At 54.6% G+C, this 23,759-nt stretch carries 10 protein-coding genes and 1 pseudogene; 5 read left to right on the top strand and 6 right to left on the bottom strand.

Annotated elements, in window-relative coordinates; genetic code table 11:
- Nucleotides 1-128: 128 nt before the first annotated feature.
- Both G9463_RS04955 and G9463_RS04950 read left to right on the top strand, forming a co-directional pair.
- Nucleotides 129-785, top strand: a pseudogene (locus G9463_RS04955) (hypothetical protein); the annotation flags it as partial.
- The gene (locus G9463_RS04950; protein WP_165896135.1) at nucleotides 782-3,643 is read left to right on the top strand and encodes an exodeoxyribonuclease V subunit beta; all 2,862 of its coding nucleotides are present in this window, start codon (nucleotides 782-784) and stop codon (nucleotides 3,641-3,643) included. The pseudogene G9463_RS04955 and the gene G9463_RS04950, both read left to right, overlap by 4 nt.
- Before the next feature lie 325 nt (nucleotides 3,644-3,968).
- Here G9463_RS04950 and G9463_RS04945 read toward each other — a convergent pair whose 3' ends face one another.
- The 6 genes from G9463_RS04945 to G9463_RS04920 all read right to left on the bottom strand — a co-directional run bounded on the left by G9463_RS04945 (nucleotide 3,969) and on the right by G9463_RS04920 (nucleotide 15,880).
- A complete protein-coding gene (locus G9463_RS04945; protein ID WP_165896134.1) occupies nucleotides 3,969-4,844 on the bottom strand; it encodes a hypothetical protein in 876 nt (291 codons plus the stop codon).
- A gap of 64 nt (nucleotides 4,845-4,908) precedes the next feature.
- The gene (gene pglZ / locus G9463_RS04940) at nucleotides 4,909-7,035 is read right to left on the bottom strand and encodes a BREX-5 system phosphatase PglZ (protein ID WP_165896133.1); all 2,127 of its coding nucleotides are present in this window, start codon (nucleotides 7,033-7,035) and stop codon (nucleotides 4,909-4,911) included.
- Nucleotides 7,032-10,727 carry a hypothetical protein gene (locus tag G9463_RS04935; RefSeq protein WP_165896132.1) on the bottom strand — a complete coding sequence of 1,232 codons (3,696 nt, stop codon included), beginning with the start codon at nucleotides 10,725-10,727 and terminating at the stop codon, nucleotides 7,032-7,034. The genes pglZ and G9463_RS04935 overlap by 4 nt, the downstream gene beginning before the upstream one ends.
- Nucleotides 10,720-11,346 (bottom strand): BREX protein BrxB domain-containing protein, encoded by a 627-nt coding sequence (locus tag G9463_RS04930; RefSeq protein ID WP_006093017.1) that lies wholly within the window; start codon nucleotides 11,344-11,346, stop codon nucleotides 10,720-10,722. The genes G9463_RS04935 and G9463_RS04930 overlap by 8 nt, the downstream gene beginning before the upstream one ends.
- Nucleotides 11,343-15,044, bottom strand: coding sequence for a hypothetical protein (locus G9463_RS04925; protein WP_165896131.1), 3,702 nt, complete (start codon nucleotides 15,042-15,044; stop codon nucleotides 11,343-11,345). The genes G9463_RS04930 and G9463_RS04925 overlap by 4 nt, the downstream gene beginning before the upstream one ends.
- Nucleotides 15,041-15,880, bottom strand: a complete 840-nt coding sequence (locus tag G9463_RS04920; RefSeq protein WP_205254225.1) for a BrxA family protein — start codon at nucleotides 15,878-15,880, stop codon at nucleotides 15,041-15,043. Before G9463_RS04920 ends, G9463_RS04925 begins: the two co-directional genes overlap by 4 nt.
- A gap of 120 nt (nucleotides 15,881-16,000) precedes the next feature.
- Here G9463_RS04920 and pglX point away from each other — a divergent pair, with 120 nt between their 5' ends.
- The 3 genes from pglX (at nucleotide 16,001) to G9463_RS04905 (ending at nucleotide 23,757) form a co-directional block, all read left to right on the top strand.
- Nucleotides 16,001-20,239, top strand: coding sequence for a BREX-5 system adenine-specific DNA-methyltransferase PglX (gene pglX / locus G9463_RS04915; RefSeq protein WP_165896130.1), 4,239 nt, complete (start codon nucleotides 16,001-16,003; stop codon nucleotides 20,237-20,239).
- Between the two features lie 94 nt (nucleotides 20,240-20,333).
- Nucleotides 20,334-20,855: a hypothetical protein gene (locus G9463_RS04910; RefSeq protein ID WP_165896129.1), complete on the top strand. Its 522-nt coding sequence runs from the start codon at nucleotides 20,334-20,336 to the stop codon at nucleotides 20,853-20,855.
- Nucleotides 20,848-23,757, top strand: coding sequence for a helicase-related protein (locus tag G9463_RS04905; protein ID WP_165896128.1), 2,910 nt, complete (start codon nucleotides 20,848-20,850; stop codon nucleotides 23,755-23,757). The genes G9463_RS04910 and G9463_RS04905 overlap by 8 nt, the downstream gene beginning before the upstream one ends.
- The last annotated feature ends 2 nt before the right edge of the window (nucleotides 23,758-23,759 follow it).

The raw sequence follows: 23,759 nt of genomic DNA, 5'->3' as shown, positions 1-23,759 counted from the left end.
CCGGGATGGTCTCCGAGCGGAGACCATCCCTGAAGAAGTTCAATTAGCCCTTGCTGAGGGTGCATATACCCCCGATTGGTCGCCTGCTACGAGACAGTGGCGAAATTCATTGGGGCTAAACACGTACCTCAATTGTAAAGCATTCGGCGCTTGATCCACCGAGCGACAAACCAAACTTCCAGGCGTTGCTGTATCTCGCTCACCAGCGGACTGAGCGCCCGGATGAGGAACTGCGATTCACGTTCTTCCACTTCCTCGAAACGCTTGACGATGTGGTGACTGGGGATGGTTCTCTCGAAGACTGCCTCACTACGGTGACCTACTATCCAGTCATCTTCGAGGAATACATCGCGAGCCAAGCTGTCTTCACCGAACTGCAGGAAGACGCCGCGAACGACTGTAACAAGACCTTCTCGAAGTCGACGTACGAAATCTATCGGGCCGTGTTGGATGCGTACGAGTTCCCGGACACCAGCGACAGCGACGAACTCATCGACTCGGAATTCGGCGACGCACTCACCGAGCGACTGATCGCTGATGTCGGGGATTACAAGTATGTGAAAAAGGGCTGTAAGCAGGCACTGCGACACTTGCTACGGATCCGCAACCAGAACTACTTCACCGGCGACGTGGACGCATTCGAGCAGTTCGTTCGAGAGCGCCTTTCGGAACTGAACACTCGCCGTGCGGGTGACGAGCGCTTCCCAGTTCAGGGACTCGGTGGCGATCCAAACTATCGGTACGTGGACAACCGCGATTGCATCCTGGAGGGTGAGTCGCGATGACTGCACCAAACGACCAACAGCAAGACCTGATCGACAGCAAACGGGGCATCCACGTCGTCGACGCCGGCGCAGGGACTGGAAAGACGTTCACCGTCACCCGACGCTACGCCGAAATCGTCGACCAAGACGACGTCGAACCTGAAGACGTCCTCCTCGTGACGTTCACCAACAACGCGGCGACGGAGATGAAGGACCGAATCGTCGCCCACTGTGACTACGGGATGCGTGAACTCTCGGACGCACCGATCCAGACGTTCCACAGCCTCTGTCACGACATCCTCATGGAGCACGGCTTCGAGGCACCGACGCTCCTCGGCATCGACGACCGCATCACTGGGTCCACACGTGTCCTCGAAGACGAAAACGTCGAGAAGGCGCAGTTCCGCGAGTTCATCCGTCGGTTCAGCGACGACCACTCCGAGTACGACGACTTCTTCCGCGCTATCGAGGAACCAGTCGAACTCCTCGGGTTAATCAATCAGCTGGCGGCGAAAGGTGTCTTCCCGACGGCTGATGGTTGGTATCGCAACGGCGAGCGGTATTTGGATGGTGATTTCGAGACGTTCCGCGAGATCTTTGACGAGCTGAACCAGCCCCGAAACGACGGGAACAAGCAGTCGAAGCTTCGCTCGAAACTCGGCGGCTACGGAGACGACAAGTGCTATCTCCCAGACGCGCCCGAGGAGGACGAGATCCGTGGCGGATGGGGTGAGAAGCAGGTTCCTGATGGCGTCGCACGGCTGGTGTTTGACGAACAGCGAGAGGACCTCAAGAACTTCGTTCACGACGTCTACCACGAGTACCTTGAGTTCGCACTCAGTCGGAACTACCTCAACTTCAGCTTCCTCCAGTTGTTCGCGTTCGTCCTGCTCTGTGACGACCATCGACTTCGCGACGATGTCGCGTTCGAGTACGTAATGATCGACGAGTTCCAGGACTCTAGCGAGATCCAGTTCAAACTCGCTCTCCTGCTCGCGAACACGAACAACGTCTGTGTCGTTGGCGACTGGAAACAGAGCATCTACTCGTTCCAGTATGCTGCCGTCGAGAACATCACTGAGTTCGAATCCCGGCTGGATCGGTTCGTCGACGAACTCAATGAGGACCACGAGCGAGTGTCGTGGGCGACCCGCCCGATCATCGATATCGAACTCGTCGAGAACTACCGGTCGACGCAGGACATTCTTGACTTCTCCGAGCACAGCCTAGTGACGCCTGCGGCGAGCACAGACGACGTCGACGAGACGGCCGTGCGAGATAGAATTGTGTCACTCTCATCGAACGCATCGCACGAGAACTCTCAGATAGAGGCGATTCAGCACGAAGACGAACACGAAGCCGTTCTGACCAAGATTCAGGAGATCGTCGGGAACGATGCGTATCAGGTCGAGGAGGATGGGGAACTTCGTCTGCCAAAGTACGGTGACATCGCCGTCCTCACCCGGACTCGTGACTTCGGCCGAGAACTCCTCTCTGTCTCCGAGGCGTATGGGTTGCCGATGGCATATGAAGGAGGCATCGAGTTGTTCCGGTCTGACCCGGCAAAGCTTCTCGTGGCGTGGCTGCGAATCCTCGAATCCGACGCGGAGCGGGGATGGGCAGTCGTGCTTGAGGAAGCTGGCTACACGCTCGACGAGGTCAAACACGTCCTCGATAGCGAGGAGTACCCCACCAACATGCAGGCGTTCAAGTCAGAGCTTGCGTCACTGGAGACGGTCGGTGGGGTTGCCCAGCGTGTGTTCTCCCAGTACGACTACGACGGAGCCTACGCTGACGTGCTGCTGACGACGATTCAGTCCGTCCACAGCGCGACGACATTGACACGAGGTGACCTCATCCGATTCATCGAACGCGGCATCGAGGACGGAAGCACCCACGAGGTCCACGCGAGCGCCGGTATGAATTCGGTGACGGTCCAGACCATCCACGCGGCCAAGGGACTCGAGCATCCCATTGTCGTGCTCGCGAACATGAACTCCCATTGCTTCCCACCGTCAGGCGGGAACAGTAACGCGATCACGTTCGACGATCCGATTGGACTACGCCAGCGAAAGCTCTACGCCGATGATCACGGGTATCCACATATTCACGACAACTGGCGGACTGACGTCCTCCGGAAGTGTCTGCCGCGTGGATACGACGAAGAGCGACGCTTGCTCTACGTCGCGATGACGCGGGCTGAGAGCCATCTCGTGTTCGCTGCAGGCGAGAGCCCGAACACGTTCATTGAAGAGCTCCCGGTCGTCCTCGAGGAGCTGGAACCCAACGTTCAGGAAGACGATCTCGACGAGACGACGCAGGCACACTTGCAGATTTCCGTGCCGACGCCGGACGGCCCGGTCGGACACTCGCCGCACACGCTCATGCGCGACGATGTGTTCGAGGATGTCGACGACGGAAGAGGGACCGCGTTCGGAACGCAGACCCATGAATTCGCTGAGCGGTACGTACTGGAGGCGGACGTCGAACCCTCGAACGACGACGAGCGTCACATCAAGTCGTTCATAGACTCGCTCGATGGTGAGCTGCGAGTTGAGGAGGATGCGTATCTGCCACTCGCTGTCGACGGAGAGCAGGTCACCATCTCAGGAATCGTCGACCTCGTTCACCTTCGTCCCGATACCGTCGAGATTATCGACTTCAAAACCGACCTCGGGCGACACGCCGAGGATGAGTATCGGAAGCAACTCAGCGTGTACTATCACGTGCTGAATGAGTGGTTCCCTGGCCGAGACGTGACTGCAGGTATCTTCTATACCGCCGAAGGGGATCGCGTTAACATCGACCCACTCACGAAAGCGGACCTAGCCGCACTGATTGGTCAAGAACAGCGTTCGGAAGCCAGCGTTGTCGAGTAGTCTTACCGCAAATTCAGATATCCTCTACACAATGTCTTCGAACATGGTTGGACTTTGTTCGGGGACAAATTGTTCGACGGCAACGGATTCTTCAGAGTAGAGAAGAACATCTGCGCACTCAGCACTGACCGAGGTGAACTGAGACTGTTTGATACTTGTCTGGAGCCATGCAAGCGTTTATACGGTAGAAGAGCCAAGATTAGATTGACCAATGAGTCTTGATGAGGCGGTTGACGAAGCGCTCGCGACGTACAATATGTCGCGCAGCCAAGAGGCCGAGGAAACGGGCCGAACAGTCGCCACGCTCCAAGACTAACAGCGGCACTTATTCGAGGTTCCGAATCTTTTCAGCGAACTCTGCCTTCGATAGCCCTGGCGTTTCCTTCAGCTCTGGATATCCTGCCCGTTCGACGGCCTCCTTGACGAACTCAATCCAGAGTTCTTCGTGCTGCTCCGCATAGACGATCTTCGCCTCACTCGGGTACATATCCAGCTCGTATGCGGTCAAGTCGATTTCGACCGCGTGTTTCCGCTCAAGTGTTCTCGCGCCAAAGCGGTACAGGTGCTTGAAGAGGATGTTCTTCCGTCGAACGGTCAACAGCCGCTTCGATTCGTTGATGTACTCATTAACCCACTCCCGCCAGTCGTACGTCTCTGAATCGACTTCTATAGACGTTTCCGGCATGGAGAAGTTCGGATTCAGACGCCGGAGGTAGAATTGAATCAGTGCGACAGCCGTCCGGTGGTTGGCGTTCGGAAGTGCGTGTTTCAGAATCAGGTTCGAGGCGAGTCGGCCTGCAACGGCTGTTGCTGAGCCCTCCCACGACGTCCGATCAAGCACGTCCGGCAGAGCCTCGACGTCGATTTTCTTGTATGCCTCGACAGGAACGCCTTCTTCCTCCTCGTTCTGAGCGATGAGGGCGCGGTAGATCTCGAGCAGCCGAACGACGATGGTGCTGTTGTCCTCGCTCATCTTCGCGAGTGACTCACTCAGGTTGAAATCGATCTCACGAACTGGCCTGCCGCCGACGCGGGACGTATAGATGACGTAGAATTCTTCGTCGATATCGTATGCCTGGACCTTCACTGCGACGTCGTCATCGTAATCGACGATCTGTGAGACGATTTCGACAGGGTCCGGATGTACGAAGTCAAGAGAGAATTGCTTGTCACCGGGATGGTGGTAGTAGACGTGGCCCATCTGCGTACACAGTACTCATCTGCGCTTATTAATCAAGTTCACGAGCGGATTATCTTGCCGTGTGCTATTCTTTCTCGATTCGGAGGAAGTTCAGCATACATTCCTGCGGAAGGATCCCACCGTGGTAATAGCGGGCGTCGGTAAGTCCGCTTTTGCTGTTGTACTGTCGGGGGTTGGCAAGCAATCGAACTGACGTTTTCAGATATTCTGTTCCGGGTGTCTGACCCGTAACTCGGACGCCCGTTCCGGCGTCCTCGATATCGTCTCCAGCGATTCGCCGATATTTGACCTCTCCATCTCCGTCGTAGCTAGAAATCGATTCCATCGTAGTCCCCTTCGGGAGCAGGACGAATCCGTGATCCGTCACGACGTAGATTCGATCCCAGTTTTCGTTCTCTAGCTTCTCTGTAATCAGATCGTAGAGTTCGTCGATGTAACTGGTGAAGTGACTCTCTGGATTGTCGAGTTCATTCTCACCGATGTCGTCGATGTCCTTGTCGTAGTAGGCGATTTGGTGGTGTTGCCACCCGGAATCGCGATCGTCCGGTACGTCCCATCCCTCTCGTTCAAGGACTTTCACTCGGTTTCCTTTGTTGTCGAGACGCTGGCCACCTCGTTCGACAGAGAGCTTCCCGTTCCGGAGTTTGACACGGAACCTGTGGGCTCGCCCTGGTGTGAGTGCAGCCATCCCGAATTTGGTCTCTGATGGAAGTGTGCTAACTCTGGTCTCTTCGGCGATCGAATAGTCTTCTCGAAGGCGGTTGGCCAGCTCCCGAGCGAGGTCTAATCGCAGCGCATCAATCAGAAACAGGGCGACTGTTTCCCCTGTTGCGAGATCCTGTTCGTTGTCAGTCCACCACTCGTAGGTAGCGTCTTTCCCCGCCAGAGGTGATCCAGTACTGAACGAACTGACTACTGCCTCGCTCATCTCCTCAAGATAGTTCATATACCGCGTCTCTAAGAGCTCGGCGCGAATCTCGGGGAGCGACTCCGTCGCCGGGTGAGAGTTGAGGAGTCTCTCTTGCTCGGGTTCACCTGTGATCTCGAGTTCCAACACCCCATAGTCGATCTTCCAAGTTCCGTCTTCTTGATCGGCATACTGGTCGAAGGGGTCGAACGACTGGGACCGCTCTTCCCAGGCTGCAAACCGCAATTCCAACTCGGCTACCTGTTCGGCTTGTTCCCAGAGCGTCGTCCAGGGAATATCGTCCGGATACACCCCAAGAGCTTCTTGCCGTTCGTTCGCCCTTTCGACACACTCCGTGTACTTCCCCTCTTCTAATGATTCGAGCCAAGCATTCCACAGAGCGGCATCAAGGGCCCCATCAACCGGACAGGCCGCGAGCTCCCACGCATCGTCGGATGATTCGATTACGTCCCCCCAGTAGCTCTCGCTCAGATAGCGCTCTGCCAACCGCTTGCTCTGTCGGGAATCGACAATCCGTTTGAGTGGATTGATATCGCCAAGGGTGCTCCCCACGTTTCCATATCCCTCGGGGAAGGCGTCGACATCCATTCCCTCGGCGACGAGCCAGCGAGCAACGGCCCACTTCCAGACGACGTCCTCGATCTCTTCTGGTGTTTCAGCATTGTCTGCGGGAGCGACGTGCCTGTCTTTAAGCGACTTTTGCACTCGGGCAATCGTCTCATCATCCTTGTCAATTTCTGGCCATCCACCTTCGAGGAGGTGCTCTAAAATCTGGCCCTCTCCCTTTGTGATTATCTCACCGATCAGGTCCCCGTAGCGTGGAATTCCACCGCTTGCGAACTGAGTTTTGATTACATTCGCCGCAGTTTCGCGGTCAGACTCCGTCCCTCGCTCAACATCATAGATATCCCAGGGATTGACCTCATACAGCTCGGCAGTCAGCTGTTCGATCGTGAGTTCGATTTCACCGCCAGTTTCACGGATGTCTCTGAACCAGTCACGATTCTCCTTCGCTTGCGGGATGTACCAGACGTGGGGAGTCTCCGGTTCGTCGATTGCGTTTCTTCTCAGTTCGAGAGGAAACCGTTCTGCCTCCGAGAACCCCACGCCGATCCGGTCTGCAGCAGCACGGATGACCTCTCGGAGATGTCCTCCGTCGTCCCACCAGACGACTCGAACAGCTGTCGCGTAGTCGTCAGGAAATTCATCTTCTAGATGAGCTTTCGCCTGGTCTTCGAGTGTCGTCGTCGGTTGCGATTTCATCGGTCTCCCTCCTCTGTATCGATAACCACAATAGTGCCGTCACCTGGTTCGGTCACATCTGCCCAGAGCTCGTCGACAGATGGCCCGTCGTCATCTTGGTCATCATCGTCTTCATCATCGTCGTCATCATCGTCCGTTGACTGGAGCTTTGCATCGGCCTGTTTCACCAACGCTTCTGCGCGAGACGGTGTGACGAGGTCTGGTCCACTTAGCGCACGCTTCACCTGCTTCGTGATGAACGCCTCAGAATGTTCTGAGCTGAGTTCCTCGTACCGAGATTCGAGCTGATTGTAGAGTGGACCATCTGGTTGATCCTCAAGTAGTCCCCGTGCCTCCTCAAGCTGGCTAGCTTCGCTGACTGCGTTCCCGGATGCGATATCGGATTCGGAGATGTCATCCGCGGAGGCAGCGATCTCATCGAGTTCTCTGAGCGACTCAAAATGCACTCCTGAAATCGTCTCGGTGACGGTATCGATTTCCACGATTATGTCTTGATCCAGTAACGCTTGTTCGACCGCTGAACAGAGCTCCGAGATCGAATCCCCCTCGGGTGTAGTTCCCGTGAGAAGGTGGTAGAGCTCACTAATCTGGGAGGTACGGAAGTCCTGAGCCTCTGTCTGGAGCTTAGTGAGACTCTCCTTGGAAGGTATGCGTGACCCATCGACGGCGTCCTCCATCTTGTAGGTAATCGCAGCATCTGGGTACAGTGATCGCATCGTCTCGAGTGTACTGTTGAACTCATCCCAGAGCGGCTCCTCGCCCTCGAATAATGGTTCAGCTTTGTGGAACCACTCTGCCTGCGTTGGTACTGGCGATTCAGTCAGTACTGCATCGTCAAGTTCGCCACCTGCCATCCCTGGTTCTAACGCGTCACGGAGTGCATCCAGCGTGATTTCTTCGTCAAACTCGAGATCCACACGAGCACAGATGTTTCGAATATCCGAACTATTCTTTTCTGCCCATGATGCCAGATTGGAGAGCCAAGCGGTCGGATCGTTCCCTTGCGGAGCGAATCCTCGGAGAGACTGATAGACCGCTTTTAGATTGCTACTTCCCTCAATGTCCACGGGATCGAATCCAATATCGATGTCACGGATATCGGAGAGACGTCGCATCACGCGACCGATTTCGCCCGGGTCTTCGATACGGACCCCATCACGTCTGATCTCGATTTTGTTTGCTGCGGCAAGCGTGATCAGAAGCGCCGCCAGTGCCTCGCGTGGCGTCCCGAGATATTTCCCCCGCCGACCAGCGATTTCTTCGAGGACAGTCTCTCCACTCACTAATTCCTCTCCAGCGTAATCGTTGAGGAACTCTTCAGCCCACCCGTCACTAATCTCTCTCGGAACTGTCTTGACCCCGAGCATTTCTGCGTCGTCGCTTGAGAACGGCCACGTACCATTCCCGTTGAAGAACTCGAAGAGGGTCCGAGCGTCGTCAACCTCCTGCAGCCGTGTATCGAGTGTTTTCCTGTTCTCGAATTTCTCTCTGACAGCATCAGCGAGCACACTATCGATGTTGCTTAGATACGTCCCTCGTGTCGTGTTATGGTCCGGCGTATAGAGCTTCGCTCCATAGAGGAGTTCCTCGATCTCGTCTTCGACGGTCTCCTCCTCCTGTTGTTGCTCGATACGGAGTTCTGCGCTAGCCCCCGGCTCCAATAACTTATCCAACGCAATCAGATGCCGAATACTCTCGCGAAGGCCCTCTGAAAGCTCAATAACGATAAGGACGTCTTCAACGCCTTGGTCACCAGCGTTCGCCTCCTGCCATCTTGTTCGTGACTCTTCTATTGTATCCGGGTCAGCCGCTAGTACCCTGGCAACTACACCATCGAAACGAGGTTCCGGTGATGAGTCGACTTGGTCTAATACAGTGTAGCGGAACGTATACGGGGCGTCGGAGATCCCATCGATATTCCGCGTTCGGAGTGAATCATCCGCGGTCAACCGACCACGATCCGCCTCCCGAAGAAGGTCCTCAATATTGTACCGGACTTGATGTTGAGGAAGCCCTGCTGCCTCCCGGTGAATCTGATCCCAGAACTCGACAATCTCCTTCGACAGGATTCTATACGTCTGCGGTTGGACACTCTCGTCGGTTCGAACGAAGTTGTCCTCCATCAGCGCTTTGAGGGCTTCCTCAACATCGCTTTCGAGCTGATCGATGTCAGTATCTACTGAGCGAACCAGAAGCCGTGTGATATTCTCCTTCGTTGTTGGGACGGCGTCGACCTGGCCAAGGAGATAGAGAACTTTTGCGACACTCACCCCCATCTCGTCAGTCGTGTTCTCGACTTTCTGGATCTGGTCCTTTGCCCACCCCGGAATGTCCGTTGTTTCGCGCTCAATCAAGTCATAGATTTCATCCCACGCAACGACCGCTCCAGGCTCTTTCTGGGACCAATCAAAGCTGGTGAAGAGAGAACGAACGAGAATCAGCAGCGCTCGTCCCTGAACATACTCTCTGTCCACTTCCAAGTCTTCTTTCTTGAGACTCTGCATGACCTCGCGGAGCAACCAGAGGTCGTGTTCACGGAAGGGATACGCCTCTACGGGCTCACCGACGTCGGTGTATTCTGAAGCGTCGGCAAGTTCTAACTCGAAGTCAGGAGCCCGTTCGAGCAGGTCGTGTACCGTGTTCGCCCCGGAATCTGACTTTCGGAGCCACCGCTTTCTGACTATGATCTCGGTATCGGCACCCCGGAGCGGAATTTCGTTCGTGTACCACGCCTCAGGATCGACCTCTCCCATGAAATCCTGCTGCATGTCCCGCAGCGACCACTGTCCTGTTCCCAAAATTGGGGGATTAATGTCGGCGATGAGTGTGTCGACCGTCTCCAGGAACTCTCGATAGCGGTGTTGCTGGTCACCGACGTAAATGGCAACTTCATCGAGCCCGATGAGGAACTCGTACGTTTCGCCTGATTCCTGTAGGTAGCGCTTCGTTCGGTCCAGCCGTTCTACGAGTTCATCGGGTGTGAACGCCTCAGTACTGATCCGTCCCGTGGCTTGCTCGATTGATTCCCTGACGCCATCTTTCGTTGCATAGGGCGTGCCGTCAGTCTCGTCCATCTTGGGAAGTGCTTCATAGAGCCATGGTCGGAGCGCAGCCTTGTCTTGTGCTGCTTCCTCTATCGACATTCCATCGTGTTCTACAGAGCGTACGGCTTCCCAGAGCCCATGCTCGATCTCCAGGGTCCACGCCCACTCGAGTAACCAGAGTGGATCAGTCGGGTAGTTGAGTTGATTCCCCAGCTCCTCGTAGATCAGGAGCGAGAGCGTCGAGTCACGAACCTTGTCCCGGTCAAGGAGGTTCATGAACAGGGGGACCAGGTGATCGATGTGGGACGAATTGAGTCGATCTCTGAATTCCTTGAACCCAGAGAATTGGCTCGACAGCTTCGGAGCGACCGTTTCGAGCCCCTCGATCTCGCCGGTCGCGATTCCGATCAGCTTCAGAAGGTGCGTTTTCCCGGATCCGAAGGTGGCATGGACATACCGGAAGCGTGGCTGTGATCCTGTACTGTTGACGACTTCACCGAGTTCTGTGAGTACCTTTCGAGCGCTATCAGTCTCGTAGAACTCGTCGATGTCGCGTTCGGCTTGGCCGACTTCGTTGACTTTCTGTACTTCTTCGAGTTCTCGCGTCGGCGAGCGAGCAAACAGTGATTCAAGTGTCGTATCAGTCATCGAGATACACCTCAGTGATTTTCTCGTCAATTCGGTGGGCCGGGTAGTAGTGGCGTGCGTCCTCGTTGAAGAAGCTCAATTTCCCGCCTCTAATCGAACCCGGGAATGGGATTCCGATTGTAGTGTTCACGTTTCGGCGGTCCATCTCATCGAGCAGCTCTGAGGCGCGGGTGAACGGATAGAGGCTTCCGAGGTTCACCAGCAGAAGGATATGCTGCTGCGCGTTCTCGCCTTTGAGTTGTCCTTCGACGAGTTTCCCGATGAGTTCGTCAGCCAGACTCGTTTCGAGTGTCTCCGTTACTGCGTTCGTGGTGGTCCGCTCAAGAGGCCCGAGATCGAGTGTGGTTTCGAAAACACGCGTCTCGGGCATCAGGTGATCGAGCCGAACACACTCGACTGTGAGTTCGTTGCCGGCCTGGTTCTCGATGCCAGCCCAGTTCGTCAGTGTATCTGGTGTTTCGGGGTCTGCCCACTGAACCAACCGTTCCGTCACTCGGTGTTCAACAGATGGTTCGACTGGCACCATGACGAAGGGATTCCGAATTCCCCGCCGTTCGCCACTTGCGAAGTCGACCAATTCCTCGGTGAATCTCTTGAGCGGGTTTCGCGTCGACGTCATTTGATAATCACACCTCCATCGATCTGTTCGATCGTCGGCTTCCTCGACTTCACGAGACGTTCAAATTGGCCCTTGAGTGCAGATTCATCGCCGAATAGCACACCTACACCTTCGATTTCCTCGGGTCGAGTCTCACCGACCAACTGCTCTACAGTCTCGTACTTTTCTCGATACGTGTCGACTCGATCCCCAGTGAGGCTGTCCCAATCCGTCGTTGAGGATACCGTCCCGAGCGCTCGTTTCAATGTGCGTTCGTCATGAGTTCCTGGTTCCCGATTTGTTAGTGCACTAATACAGGCTTGGATGCTTTCGTGGGTATCTCTGAAGTGCCGAAGTGGGCGGAGATATCCGGATTGGAATCCATCGTGAACGCTGTGCTCAGGGAGCTGTAGGGGCGGGATCAGCCATTGATGTCCCTCGAGTTCTGTCACTAGTGATTTCGCGTTGGTCTCTGCCACTTGAGCCGACCAATCCTCTTCAAGCGCTGAGATTGCGGTCAACCGGGCATCTAGTGACTGATCGAAGGACTGCCAACCCTCCTGCGTCCACCACTCCCGACCAGACTCGTTTTCGAGCTGTTGGCTCAGCTGGTCCAGTGCGTCGTAGAACGATTGGCTAAGCCAGTCAATCTCCAGCTCTCTGAATCGCAGTAGCCCGTCGAGTTGTAATAGATAGGATTCTCTGGAGTCCCATCGATCCTCAACCCCGGTCAACCATTCTTCGTCACTCGCCACTTGATCGATTATCTCTTCCCAGTCCGTATCGTCAGCAGCGATCGCGTCGGCGCGAGATTCTGCGCTATCCGCCAGTTCAGAGAGCGCATTATTGAATGACGCAACCAGAGAGACGAGTGCATCGCTCTCTAATTCCGTCTCTGTACTGACTTCTGTCGTCTCTGCAAGCGTGCGCGCTTGCCTCTTGACCGACTCGTTCAACTCTTCGAGGGCAACGATTCCCTCGTCGACCGTTTGAATCGGATCGATGATTCCAGCATCGATGAACTGTTCCTTGAGAGACGTCGACGACGGTGCCGTACGCAGCTTGATCTCCATCTGCTGAGAGAGCGTCAGCAGTTCATCCGCGGAGAGAGCCTCTCCGTCCTCTGCGACGGGACGGAACTCTCCCGCGCGACACAGACCCCACAAGACCGCCGTTACTGCCGGTTTGACCTCTCCGTAGAACGGCGTCTCCTCGGTGATGTTTTCGAAGAGCGCTGGCAGACCCATCTCGTTATCATGGTGGACCAGCGTTCGACCGACGGCGCCTCGAATCTCTTTCGCAATCGTCCCCATCGTGGACACCTCCGCATCTGGCGTTGGAACATCGATTTTCTGTGCCCACTCCGGGTACTCCTCGTCGTCGGTGAGTCGCTTTAGCTCCGAGAGGTAGCTTTGGTCCACCTCGAGCATGACGGGATGGAAGAACGAGGGGTAGGCACGGTTGATGCATTCTTTGACCGCAGACTCGAGACCACGTGGTTCCTGAGATTCAACCTTGTACGAGCCATCTTTGAGCGCGCTCGCGAGCTTACTTTTCACCCTGTCCGCTGCATCGTCGACGTCGCGGGCTATCGTATCGGGTGTTTCCGTCTCGGCCGTCGCTTCGTGGAACGACCACCACTCGATGAGCTGGCTTCGGAGATCATCCAATCCATCCTCCTTGACCGACCAGTAGATCGTTCCCTCGTTGACTTTCTTAGAGTCGACATCAGGTCGCACGCCCCGGATAACCACTGTGGCTTCGAGCGCACTCTCGTGCTCGTCTTCCTCTTCCAGTGGTTGCCCGTCGATGGAGAAGTTGTACGAGATGGGGTAGTTGTCGCCGTCCCCACCGTAGGGAACCGACGTTGGGAGATTCAGACGAGGGCTGATGTCCGCCCAGAGTTCATTGTCGAGAGCGGTGATAATCTCGTCCCAATCTGGGTTCTTGCGGTTCTTGCGTGCCTCTTCGATGATATCTCGCTCCTCACGATCCGTGATTCGAAGGAGAGGACCGTCCTCGGCCGTGTTCGGCCTGATGTATTTGTCAAGGTTCTCTAGTGAATTCTGGACTTGGTTTCGGACGGTCGTCCGCGGCTGCCCGTTGAGGTCGTCCATCACCGCAACCGCGATGTTGGCGTCGTTCTGTGGGACTGAGTCCGGCACGTACGAGAGGAGTAAGACCGCTTTTGCGACCTTGAGGTCGAAGCCAGTCGTGTCTTCGTCGGCTTCGATCTCCTCCAAGACCTCGATCTCGTTGGGGATGATGTCCTCGAGCTCGTACCGAATCAGGTCATAGAAGTCGACGAGGCTGATGAGGGACAGCTCGTCTTTGCTTTCGTCGCGCATCCATCGGTCTCGGAGTCCGGCGACGATGGCGAGAATCGCTCTCGCTGTCCCTGAGAAGATCGACTTCGTCGAGTCGGCCAACTCGTTCCGAAGGTTCGAGAGTATCTCCAGGAAGAGCGCCGGCTGGTAGGGCAGGAGCGGGTAGAACTGCACGAACTCCTTTTCCTTGACTCGATTGAGAGGTGGCTCCGTGTTTTGCCCGACCTCTGAGTAGACGAACGTAGATGTCGGATGTACCCGCGCCGTTAGTGCTTCTGACTCAACCCAGTCTGCTCCCTCTTCGGTCTTCTCGAGGAGGCGACGCTGAACGATTTCCCCGACGTGATGACTTGGCAGGTGGTACTGGTGGGGGAACCGGTCTTTGAGAATCCCGAAGTCGAGTTGCTTCGCGGCAAGTCCTGGTCGGACGTCCTCGATTTGGGACTGCGCCGTCGCGACCATCTGGATGTTCCCCTCGCCGATCGTATCGATACTCTCTGCGAGTGCGTTGAGTTCCGAGAGACGCTGGTAGTCCCCACCGATGAAGAGCGTCACTTCGTCGACGAGGAGGACGATCTTTACCGGCTTCTCAGACTCTGCCTCGAGGTCTTGCCGATACGACTCGACGGCTTCGACAGCCATCCGCTGTCCGATATCCTGGCGTTGGATGTCTGCCAACCCATCTGCAGTTCCTGTCTCTCGTTCGACGAGCTCCTCCAAGACGAGATCAGAGAGGGTTCGGTACTGCTGGACATCGTCCCACGAGTACTGATCCGCGTTTGGAACGCCTTCGTTTTTGAGGACCTCTTTCGTGAGTTCGTCACGCTGATCCCACGTTCCCTGATTCTGGTACCACTCCTCGAAGAATGCGACGTCGAGTCGGTTTGAGAGGCCTCGTGCCTGATAGACTGCTTGGAGGATAATCTCACTGAAGCTTTGTTCCCGGACGCTCTGGTACTTCAGGAGGTTGATTGGGAGGGGGACGAGACGGTACTCGTCGAGCACCGAGGACCAGGTATCGAAGAGGCCGCTGTAGGCGCTATCTGAATCTAGCCGATTCCAGACTTCCTCTCTGTCTTCCTCTTCGAGGTCTGCAGATGCGGTGAGGAGGTTGAGGACGGTCAGCAGGTGACTCTTCCCGCTGCCGTAGTACCCGTAGAGCCAGTGATTGGCCCCCTTCCGCATCTCCTCGTCGTGGCCGTGAATTCGAGTAAAGAAGTCACGGAGGAAGTTCTCTGAGGCATCTGTGATGTGGTAGGTGTCGAGGTAGTGGCGGTAGAGCTGATCGCGATGAGCGGCTCTGTCTTCGTCTTCTTCGAACTTCCGGTCGATGCGGATCGACTCCTCGAAGGTTGCGTCCTGCTTCTCGAAGAGGTCCTCCATGGGCGTCATGCCGACCCCTCCGCGAGCATCGTGTAGAAGTCGTCGACGGGCTCGAACCAGACGCGACTCCGGGCTTCGTGGTGTGTCCAGCCCTCATATCCAGCCAGACGCTTACTCTGGGGTTCCCAGTACTCCTCGGACTGGAACAGGTAGAGCCAGCCGATCGGCTTCGTGAGCCATTCGTCGCCGTTCTGTGCCCAAGAGTAGTAGGCCGCGACCTGGAGAGGTACATCACCAACCTTCGGCGGTTGACCAGATGTCTCGGTTTTCCCTTCGAGCACACCAATATCACGAAGGGCAGACCTGAGTCCCTGTACCCACCGTTTCTGTGTTGATTCCGAGTACTCTAGCGGTTCGCCAGCCTTGTCGCGGAACTCGTCGAGGATGTTGAGAACAGTATCCGTCTCGAAGTCGAGTGCGGAGGGCCCTTGTTTCATCAGTCGGCGAAGGTACTCGTGGACGACATAACGAGCCAGCCCGTCGTGGTTGACGAGATAGAGGAAGAGGACCTGTGCCTGATCGCGTTCGTTTCGACATTGGTCCAAGATCTCTGGAAGCAGCGGGACCGATGGAAGCCCTTCACCAGCTGACTGAAGCCGTGCTCGAATCGCAATGAGCAGGGATTTCGAACTGTTTCGACTACTCCTGTTCGCGACTCGTTCGTCGTACCAGATCTCTTTTACTGAGGTCCAATCGAGTTCGTCCGTGTAGAGAGAAGAGATCTCGTGCGTTCTCTCGGTCTGAAGACCACACCGAGTTAGAGCCATCGTGATTTTCGATTCGGGGAGCGTCCCGATGAGAGATGGGACCCATGAATCTAAATCCCCGTTTCGACCTGTAGCCATACTATGACGAGACCGTGGTATCTACTTAGAAGTTCTTGTGGAGACTTCAGGAAAATCGACGGACCTCAAGGGAACTTTGATGTAGCCACATTATGAGGTAGGAGACAAGAGCGGTACATCATGTCTGGACAATCTTCTCTTGAGACGAAAGCCCAACTGGACAAATCAGAACGTGAGCATCTTGAAGGAGTCGTCACAGACCTTCGGGAAACTGTTGAGGCAGATATCGAGTATCAGCTCGAACACGCCTACGAATTAAACGACGAGGACGGCGGCGAGAATCTCTCTGGCGAAGAGGCCGAAACTCGAACAGAACTGGTCACGGCTGTTGAACGCGAGGATGACGATAAGGCGTGGGAGGAGAAGTTCGAGCAATACGTAATGGGCGTCGGATACACTATCATCAACCGACTCACTGCTCTCCGTTGTATGGAGGTCCGCGGATTCATTGATCGGCCGGTCACCCAGTTCGGAGACTCTGGCACAACCCCTGCAGCTGAGAAGCTCGAAAACGAGAAGTACCTCGGTCCTGACGAAGCCAAAATTGAAGCCTATGACGACGCCTGCCGCAAGCTAACTGACGAAATCGAGATTCTCTTTGACCCTGAATCACCATACAGCATCGTTGACCCCGACGTCGAGGTCTTCGAAGAACTCTGCCGAAAGCTCGATGATATCTCTGAGGAAGTTTGGCGTGCTGACGACGTCCTCGGTTGGGTATACGAGTATTATAACGCCTCTAAGCTGGAAGAGCTACGCCACAAGAGAAACCAAGAAGGACTAGAACCCGAGGATGTACCTCCGGCAAATCAGTTCTACACACCTCATTGGGTTGTGCGGATGCTCACCGATAACAGTCTAACCAAGATGTATTTAGAGGCAAATGGCGATCTTCCGACTACTATCGAAGAACAATCGACGCTCTCCGAAGAGGAACGCAAGTTTCGCGATACATCTCCTGTGGAGTCACCATCGCTAGCTGATTTCAGCACGTATCTTGTTCCCACAGAAAAAGAAGGCGAAGCCCCGACTTTTGAGGAACCAAAAGATATCCGTGTAATTGATCCTGCTTGTGGGAGTGGCCACTTTCTCTTGTATGCCTTTGACGTCCTTGAGCGAATCTGGCATCAAGAACGGCCAGACCTCGCCCGGTCTGAAATCCCCCGAAAGATTCTCCGTTACAACCTCCACGGAGTGGACCTCGATATGCGAGCCTGCCAATTGGCTGCGTTCAACCTATATCTCAAGGCACGAGGACGCGCAGAGGAAGAGGGAGCAGAGAACTTCCAAATGCCAGAGGTTGGTATTGTCTGTGCCGACGCGAAAATCGCTAACATTGGAGCTGCTTCCGAGATTTTTGACGAGGTAGCGGGGGATCAGCCCGATGTTCGAGACGCCCTTGAAGATATCTTGGAGGCATTCGAAGATGTTCAAGGACTAGGTTCACTACTCGATGTAAGAGGAACGCTCGAGGAGCATTTCACAACCAAGGAGCAGCCAACACTTATCGAGTCTGTTGAGGGCCCTGGTAGTATCACCAAATTCCTTGAAAATCTTCATCAAGAAGTTGCTGAGCACCGGAACGGTGAGTCATTTATGGCGCAGGATCTCCGAAGTTTTCTCCGTGTTCTAGTAATCCTGTCGCAAGACTATGATGTTTCTCTGATGAATCCACCTTACGGCTCGGGAAGTGGGATGCCTGATGTCGTGAAAGATTACGTGGAAGAGCACTACGAGTATACTCCGGAATTCTATATTAACTTCTTTGAGGTTTGTGACCATCTTACCAAGGAAAATGGGCGTATCGGGATGCTCGTTCCGCGTTCTTTCATGTTCAAACGGAGTTTCGAGGACTTCCGTGAGGACTTCATCGGACAAAAAGGGTCGTTCGATTTCTTGGCCGAATACGGCATCGGGGTATTGGATAATGCGACTGTTCGAACCGTAGGTACTGTTGTCCGTAGTGGTGAGTCACAAACTCCAGATTCAGAGGGTAGTTTCCTCCGACTTCATGATCTTGAGTCAGAGAAAAAAGAACAGAAATTCCTCACTTGTACCTTTGACAACCCCGTAGACGAAAATGGAATTCGACGTTTCTACGAAAGAGAGATGTCCGAATTCAATATGATCTCTGGGAATCCCGTCTCTTACTGGGTCCCTCAAGATCTTCGTTCATTATACGACTCTGAAATTGCCCTTGATGCTGATAACGGCCGTGTAAATAAAGACAGTCTGGGAGTAGTAAAACAAGGACTTGCAACGGCTGATGACTCCCGATTTCTCAGGCAATTTTGGGAAATTAGTGGGAATGACTGGGTGCCTTTCGCAAAAGGAGGAGAAGATGCATGGATGCTCCCCCGCGTGAATCTTGTTCTTGATTGGAGCGAAAATGGTGATACAGTGAAACGATATTCTGGATCCTATCCGCGCAATGAGCAATACTATTTCAGTGAAGCACTGACCTATACAGTCGCAAAAGAAGGTGGGAGACGATTCGGTTATTTACAACAATACTCTGTATTTGGTCACAAAGGTTCCGTTTTTATTCCAGATAGGAATATCTGGAGCGTCCTCTCATACTCGAACAGCAATCTGTTCACTTACTTGATGCTCTGTCAAACGCCAGAGCGGATGTGGGAAATCGGAGAAGTTTCGAAAGTCCCATGGTATGATGCTTTAGGCGACATTGAGGCACTTGAAGAAAACTCAGAAGGAATCCTCGGTTTACTTCTAAAGCAGAGACAACACGATTTCGAATCGCCTTATTACTGTGGACCAGAGCTACTGGAGCCGATTATCGATTCAAAGCCTCCAGAATGGTACGAACACCCACATAGAACTCTCGTTGATTCAATCAACACTCCCACAATCAAGGAACAGCATAGTGGTGAGACTACCCTGCGAAACTTGGCTATTGCTGCTGCAAAACGACGACAATGGATACAGCGAGAAATTGAGCAACGGGCCTCCGAAATAGATCAAACCCTCTTCGACCATTTCGATATCAACGAAGACCAACGAGAGGTGATACTGCAGGAGATTGCCCTCCGGACAAATGAGGATCCACGGGAAATTCAGGAGTACGATCCAGAATCGATTACGGAACCCGCCGGGAACTTCGAGGAGCTTGTCAAGGATCTTCTGCTCCATATAACTCTGAAAATCACGCAAGATGATGACGATGGAATTGTCCCACTCGTCTTTGAGGCTGACAATGAGAAACCACTGATTGAACGACTAGAAGCCGAGTTTGTGAGAATATTTGGGGACGCGGCACAGGATCGACTTGCAGAAGCTGATCAAATACTCGGTGACAAACAGCCTGATTCTGGGGCGTATCCTAACCTCCAGTCTTGGATTATAAACGACCTCTTCGAGTACCATCTCCGAAGATTCAACAATACACCCGTTCTGTGGCGACTTACCACGGAAAGACTCGTTTCAGACCCCAGGGAAGAGGGATTTGCCTGTCTCGTAGACTACCACCAGCTTGGCGCTGGTCTCTTCGACCGGATCGAATCCCGTTACCTTGAGCCACTCAAGGCCGAATATCGCGATCGCAGAGCAACTGCAGACCAGCGTCGATCCGATAGTTCACTATCAACACCAGAACAAGCTGAAGCTGCAGAGGAATATGAACGATACGAGAGTGCTCTTGCCCAGATTAATGAGTTTCAGGAAGCCACGCTTGAACTTAGCTCACCTCATCCCCCTGAAAGAGATGAGGCCATTCAATCAATGGCTGCTGAACTCAAGCCGAATGTCGCGGAATTCCGAGAGCGTACAGCTGAACGACTCAGCACGCTCGATAAGCTCGTCAAAGAGATGGACTCTGATGAGTTTGAGGATCACTTCAGCCCCAAATTCCTTGATCGCGTGAACGACCATCGAGGTGAATGGCTTGATGCACTCGAGGATCTTGAAGCCGCATGTGAGGCTTACAGTCAGAGCGAATCAACACCAGTTGAAGCCCATCTCTATGATCTCTTCTCATATATCGATGACAACGTCGGCTCAACGTATCACGGAAGCAATGATATCACGTTTTTGAATCACTACTTTAGTAAAGGAAACAAGTATCTAGACCAGGGAGAACCCCGTGAAGGACTTGAAGGAACTCCCCGCCTTTTAGCCGAACTTGCTGCCGAAACTGACAAAGATGTTAAAATAGGTGAGAAAGTCAAAGAGGGGTGTAATCAGCTCTCAAAATCGCTGGCCTCTGATTGGGAGGATCGAGCTCTTCAGGAAGTGCTGGCCACTGGCTACAGTCCCGTAAAGAAACACGGCGTTGTAATCAATATCAAGCCCCTTGCAGAACAAAACCTCGTTCCACAATCTGTTGAAGACAGAGTCCTATAGAACAAGCTGTTGTGGACCGCCCGCTTCGAATACGGTGATCGGAGAACCGGTAAGAAAACGATTTAAAAAGGCTCCACAAAAATACGGCACCTAAATGAGAGCAGCCATATTTACGGAAGGCTCGTCGACGACGAGCAAATCTACGGAGTCTTATTCTGAATTCTTCGAGGGCTCATTCCTATCTGTGAATACTCTCGCTGACGATCTCTCAGGCTACTGTGACACTGAAATTCACGTCCTCTCCGAAATCTATGGCTATGTCGAAGGAGAAGACGTGGTGGAGTCAGAACCGACTGTTAATCGATCTAAGTACACAGCCCGCTTCGAAGAATCCCTACTTTCTCAGGTTGCTGAACTTGATGTCGTCGTTCTTCTCTTTACTACCGATGTGTTCAAGCAGATTATCACTCCAAACTGGGAGACACTAGTAAAGCAAGCAAAACCAGATTCGATTTGGTGTCTCGGGACATCCAGAAGTGCCCTGAATTCGGTCGATGTCGAATCGCTGAAGAGCCAGCATTCCGTGCTCATCTATCAACGGAGGGGTGTTGCGCGCGTTGGAACAGAAACACGAGAGGAACTGATAGACCATGTCCGTGCTCAGTTAGATGACTAGGGACTTCGAACCTGGCGACCGCATCAGGCTCAACGGCGACCCAGCAGAGGTCATCCGTACGTATGAGGTCGGGAACCTCCCATATCTCCGTGTTTACGTCGAAGGTGCTGGTGCGAAGACGGTCTGTCTCGACCACGTCTCCGTCGATCCAAGCAGTGATGCACTCGATACCCTCAACGATCAGGTTGCAGACCTCCACCCCCGACACGAAGCAGTCTCGTCAGAGTGGTTTGACCTCCGGACCGAGGCGCTCCAGCTCAAGATGGCCCACGAGCAGGGGCAACTCCTGAGTATCTCGAACTCGCTTGTCCGCCTCGAACCCTACCAACTCGCCTGTGTGAACCAGGTGATGCAGAAGCTCCGCCAGCGAGCACTCATCGCCGACGACGTCGGTCTCGGGAAGACCATCGAGGCGGGGCTCATCCTCAAAGAACTCGAAGCCCGAAACCGAGCCAACAGCGTCCTCTTCCTTGTTCCCGCACACCTCCAGAAGAAGTGGATCCGGGATATGGAGCGCTTCTTCGACATCGACCTCACGGTTGCGGACCGCCAGTGGGTCGACGCCGAGCGGCGACGACTCGGCGAGGAGGCGAACATCTGGGACCAGGAGGGCCAGCGTCTAGTCACCAGCATGGCGTTCCTCCGTCAAGACGAGTTCCAGTCCGAGATCGAGAACGCCTTCTGGGACGTCGCCGTCATCGACGAAGCGCACAAGGCCAGCAAGCGGGGCGAGTCCCCCAGCAAAACCTCGCTTATGGCCGAACGTGTTGCCAACCACTGTGAATCCCTGCTGTTGCTAAGTGCGACGCCGCACGACGGCAAGGGGGAGGCGTTCCGATCCCTCATCAGCTATATCGACCCGTTCCTTGTCGCCGAGGACCAGGACCTCACTCGGGAAACGGTGAACCGCGTCATGATCCGGCGCGGAAAGGAGACCATTTACGACGACAACGGCGAGCGCATCTTCCCCGAACGAGATGTCCAGACGGCCACCGTCTCGATGTCTCCTGCCGAGGAGCAACTGTACGAGCGCGTGACCGAGTACGTCCGTGAGGTCTACAACCGATCTGACCAATTGAACGAGCCCGCTGTCGGCTTTGCGATGGCGCTCATGCAAAAGCGGCTTGTGAGCAGCGTAGGCGCGATTCGAGAAACACTCCGACGTCGCCTTCACGGGCTGCTCGAACCCGACGAGCGGGGTCTCTCGACCGATGCGACGGCCTACCTCGAAGGCGAGGACTTGGAGGACTCTGACCGTGAACAGGCGGAGCAGGAACTCGAACGCCTCACGGTCGCCCAGGGTGATGAGGCACTCCAGAAGGAGATCGACACCTTGCAGGAGCTCGTCGCCATGGCTGAGGACCTCCCAGTCGACACCAAAGCCCGGAAGGTCAAACGCTACATCGAGCAGCTCTTCGAGGAGCATCCGGACGAGAAGCTCATCCTGTTTACCGAGTACCGCGACACACTGGACTATCTCCTCGATCTCTTCGCCGACGAACCATGGGCAGACGAGATTCTGACCATCCACGGGGATGTGAGCAAAGACGAACGAACCCGGATTGAGGACGAATTCAACTACGGGAAGTCCCGATTACTGATGGCGACCGATGCAGCCAGTGAGGGGATCGACCTCCAGCACAGCTGCCACATTATGGTCAACTACGAACTCCCGTGGAATCCGAACCGCCTCGAACAGCGTATCGGTCGGATCCATCGCTACGGCCAGGATAAGGAAGTCAAGGTGTGGAACTTCCAGTTCGATGGCACTCGGGAATCCGAGATCTTTGAGCTCCTCCAGGACAAGGTCGAGGAGATTAGATCGAAAGTCGGCGCGACGGCGGACGTCCTCGGGATGCTGGACGACGTCAACATCGACTCCCTCCTGATGAAATCCGTCCAGAACCAGGAACCAGCCTCGGCCACGAAAGAGGAACTTGAGGAGTTGATGGAAGAGCGTGAACAGACGCTCCTCGAGTGGTACGAGCGGAGTCTCATAGACTGCAGTACGTTCGACGCCGAGAGTCGGAAAGAGATTCAGTCGATCGTCGACGACTCAGAGGACGTCTTCGGAAGTGAACAGGAAATCCGGGAGTTCTTCACTCGAGCTATTGAGGCGTTCGAGGGCTCAGTCGAGAAGCGCGGAAACCAGCTGTACGAGGCAGAAGTCCCATCTGCATTGACTGACAGCGGTCAGCCTGAGACGATGGGTCCGTTCACCTTCAGTCGTGATTTCGCCATCGATCACGACGGAATCGAGTACCTCTCCCCGGACGCGGATATTCTACAGGCCCTCCGTGATTTGGTTCTCCAGCAGGAACAACACGCAGGGAAGGCCGGAATGAAGCTGCTGCCGTTCGTGGACCAACCCGGCATCACATTCGTCTACAAAGTCGCCTTCGAAGATGCAACCGTCAAGACGATTCGCGAGCAACTCATCCCCGTCTACGTCGACCTCGCTGGACTTGACGCCCAGCGTTCACTCGGCCAGCGCGTCCTTGATGCAGAGACGGTTCACGCCCGTCCAGATGAGAGTACGGTCTCTCGGCTACTCAAGCAACGGGGCGACCTCGAGGAGGCCGCCGAGAGGTACATCAGTAGTATGGTCGCCGACATCCGCGAAGATCTGCTCGAACCCCGTCAGCAGGACGTTCAGAAAGAACTCTCTGACTTGGAAGCCTACGAACAGGCAGAACGAGATCGGATTCAGTCGTTCATCGATTCGTATGAGGAGAAAGCGAACACAGGGTCGGATATGCGCATCGCGATTCGAAATCAAAAACAACGCCTCGAGCAGCTGGAATCCCGAACCGAATCCAGAAAGGCGGAGCTACGGAAGCGAGAGCAGGTGATCTCACTTGCCCCAGATATCGAAGCATACTGTCTGACATTACCAGTCTAATC

The sequence above is a fragment of the Haloarcula sp. JP-Z28 genome (genome assembly GCF_011440255.1).
Classification (GTDB): Archaea; Halobacteriota; Halobacteria; order Halobacteriales; family Haloarculaceae; genus Haloarcula; species Haloarcula marismortui.
The sequence above is the reverse complement of the archived record's forward strand: the minus strand, read 5'-3'. Positions and strand labels throughout refer to the sequence as shown.

What these genes read in the sequence shown, in the direction of transcription:
- G9463_RS04950 (WP_165896135.1), top strand. Translation starts at nt 782, where the DNA reads ATGACTGCACCAAACGACCAACAGCAAGACCTGATCGACAGCAAACGG.
- G9463_RS04945 (WP_165896134.1), bottom strand. Translation starts at nt 4,844, where the DNA reads ATGGGCCACGTCTACTACCACCATCCCGGTGACAAGCAATTCTCTCTT.
- pglZ (WP_165896133.1), bottom strand. Translation starts at nt 7,035, where the DNA reads ATGAAATCGCAACCGACGACGACACTCGAAGACCAGGCGAAAGCTCAT.
- G9463_RS04935 (WP_165896132.1), bottom strand. Translation starts at nt 10,727, where the DNA reads ATGACTGATACGACACTTGAATCACTGTTTGCTCGCTCGCCGACGCGA.
- G9463_RS04930 (WP_006093017.1), bottom strand. Translation starts at nt 11,346, where the DNA reads ATGACGTCGACGCGAAACCCGCTCAAGAGATTCACCGAGGAATTGGTC.
- G9463_RS04925 (WP_165896131.1), bottom strand. Translation starts at nt 15,044, where the DNA reads ATGACGCCCATGGAGGACCTCTTCGAGAAGCAGGACGCAACCTTCGAG.
- G9463_RS04920 (WP_205254225.1), bottom strand. Translation starts at nt 15,880, where the DNA reads ATGGCTACAGGTCGAAACGGGGATTTAGATTCATGGGTCCCATCTCTC.
- pglX (WP_165896130.1), top strand. Translation starts at nt 16,001, where the DNA reads ATGTCTGGACAATCTTCTCTTGAGACGAAAGCCCAACTGGACAAATCA.
- G9463_RS04910 (WP_165896129.1), top strand. Translation starts at nt 20,334, where the DNA reads ATGAGAGCAGCCATATTTACGGAAGGCTCGTCGACGACGAGCAAATCT.
- G9463_RS04905 (WP_165896128.1), top strand. Translation starts at nt 20,848, where the DNA reads ATGACTAGGGACTTCGAACCTGGCGACCGCATCAGGCTCAACGGCGAC.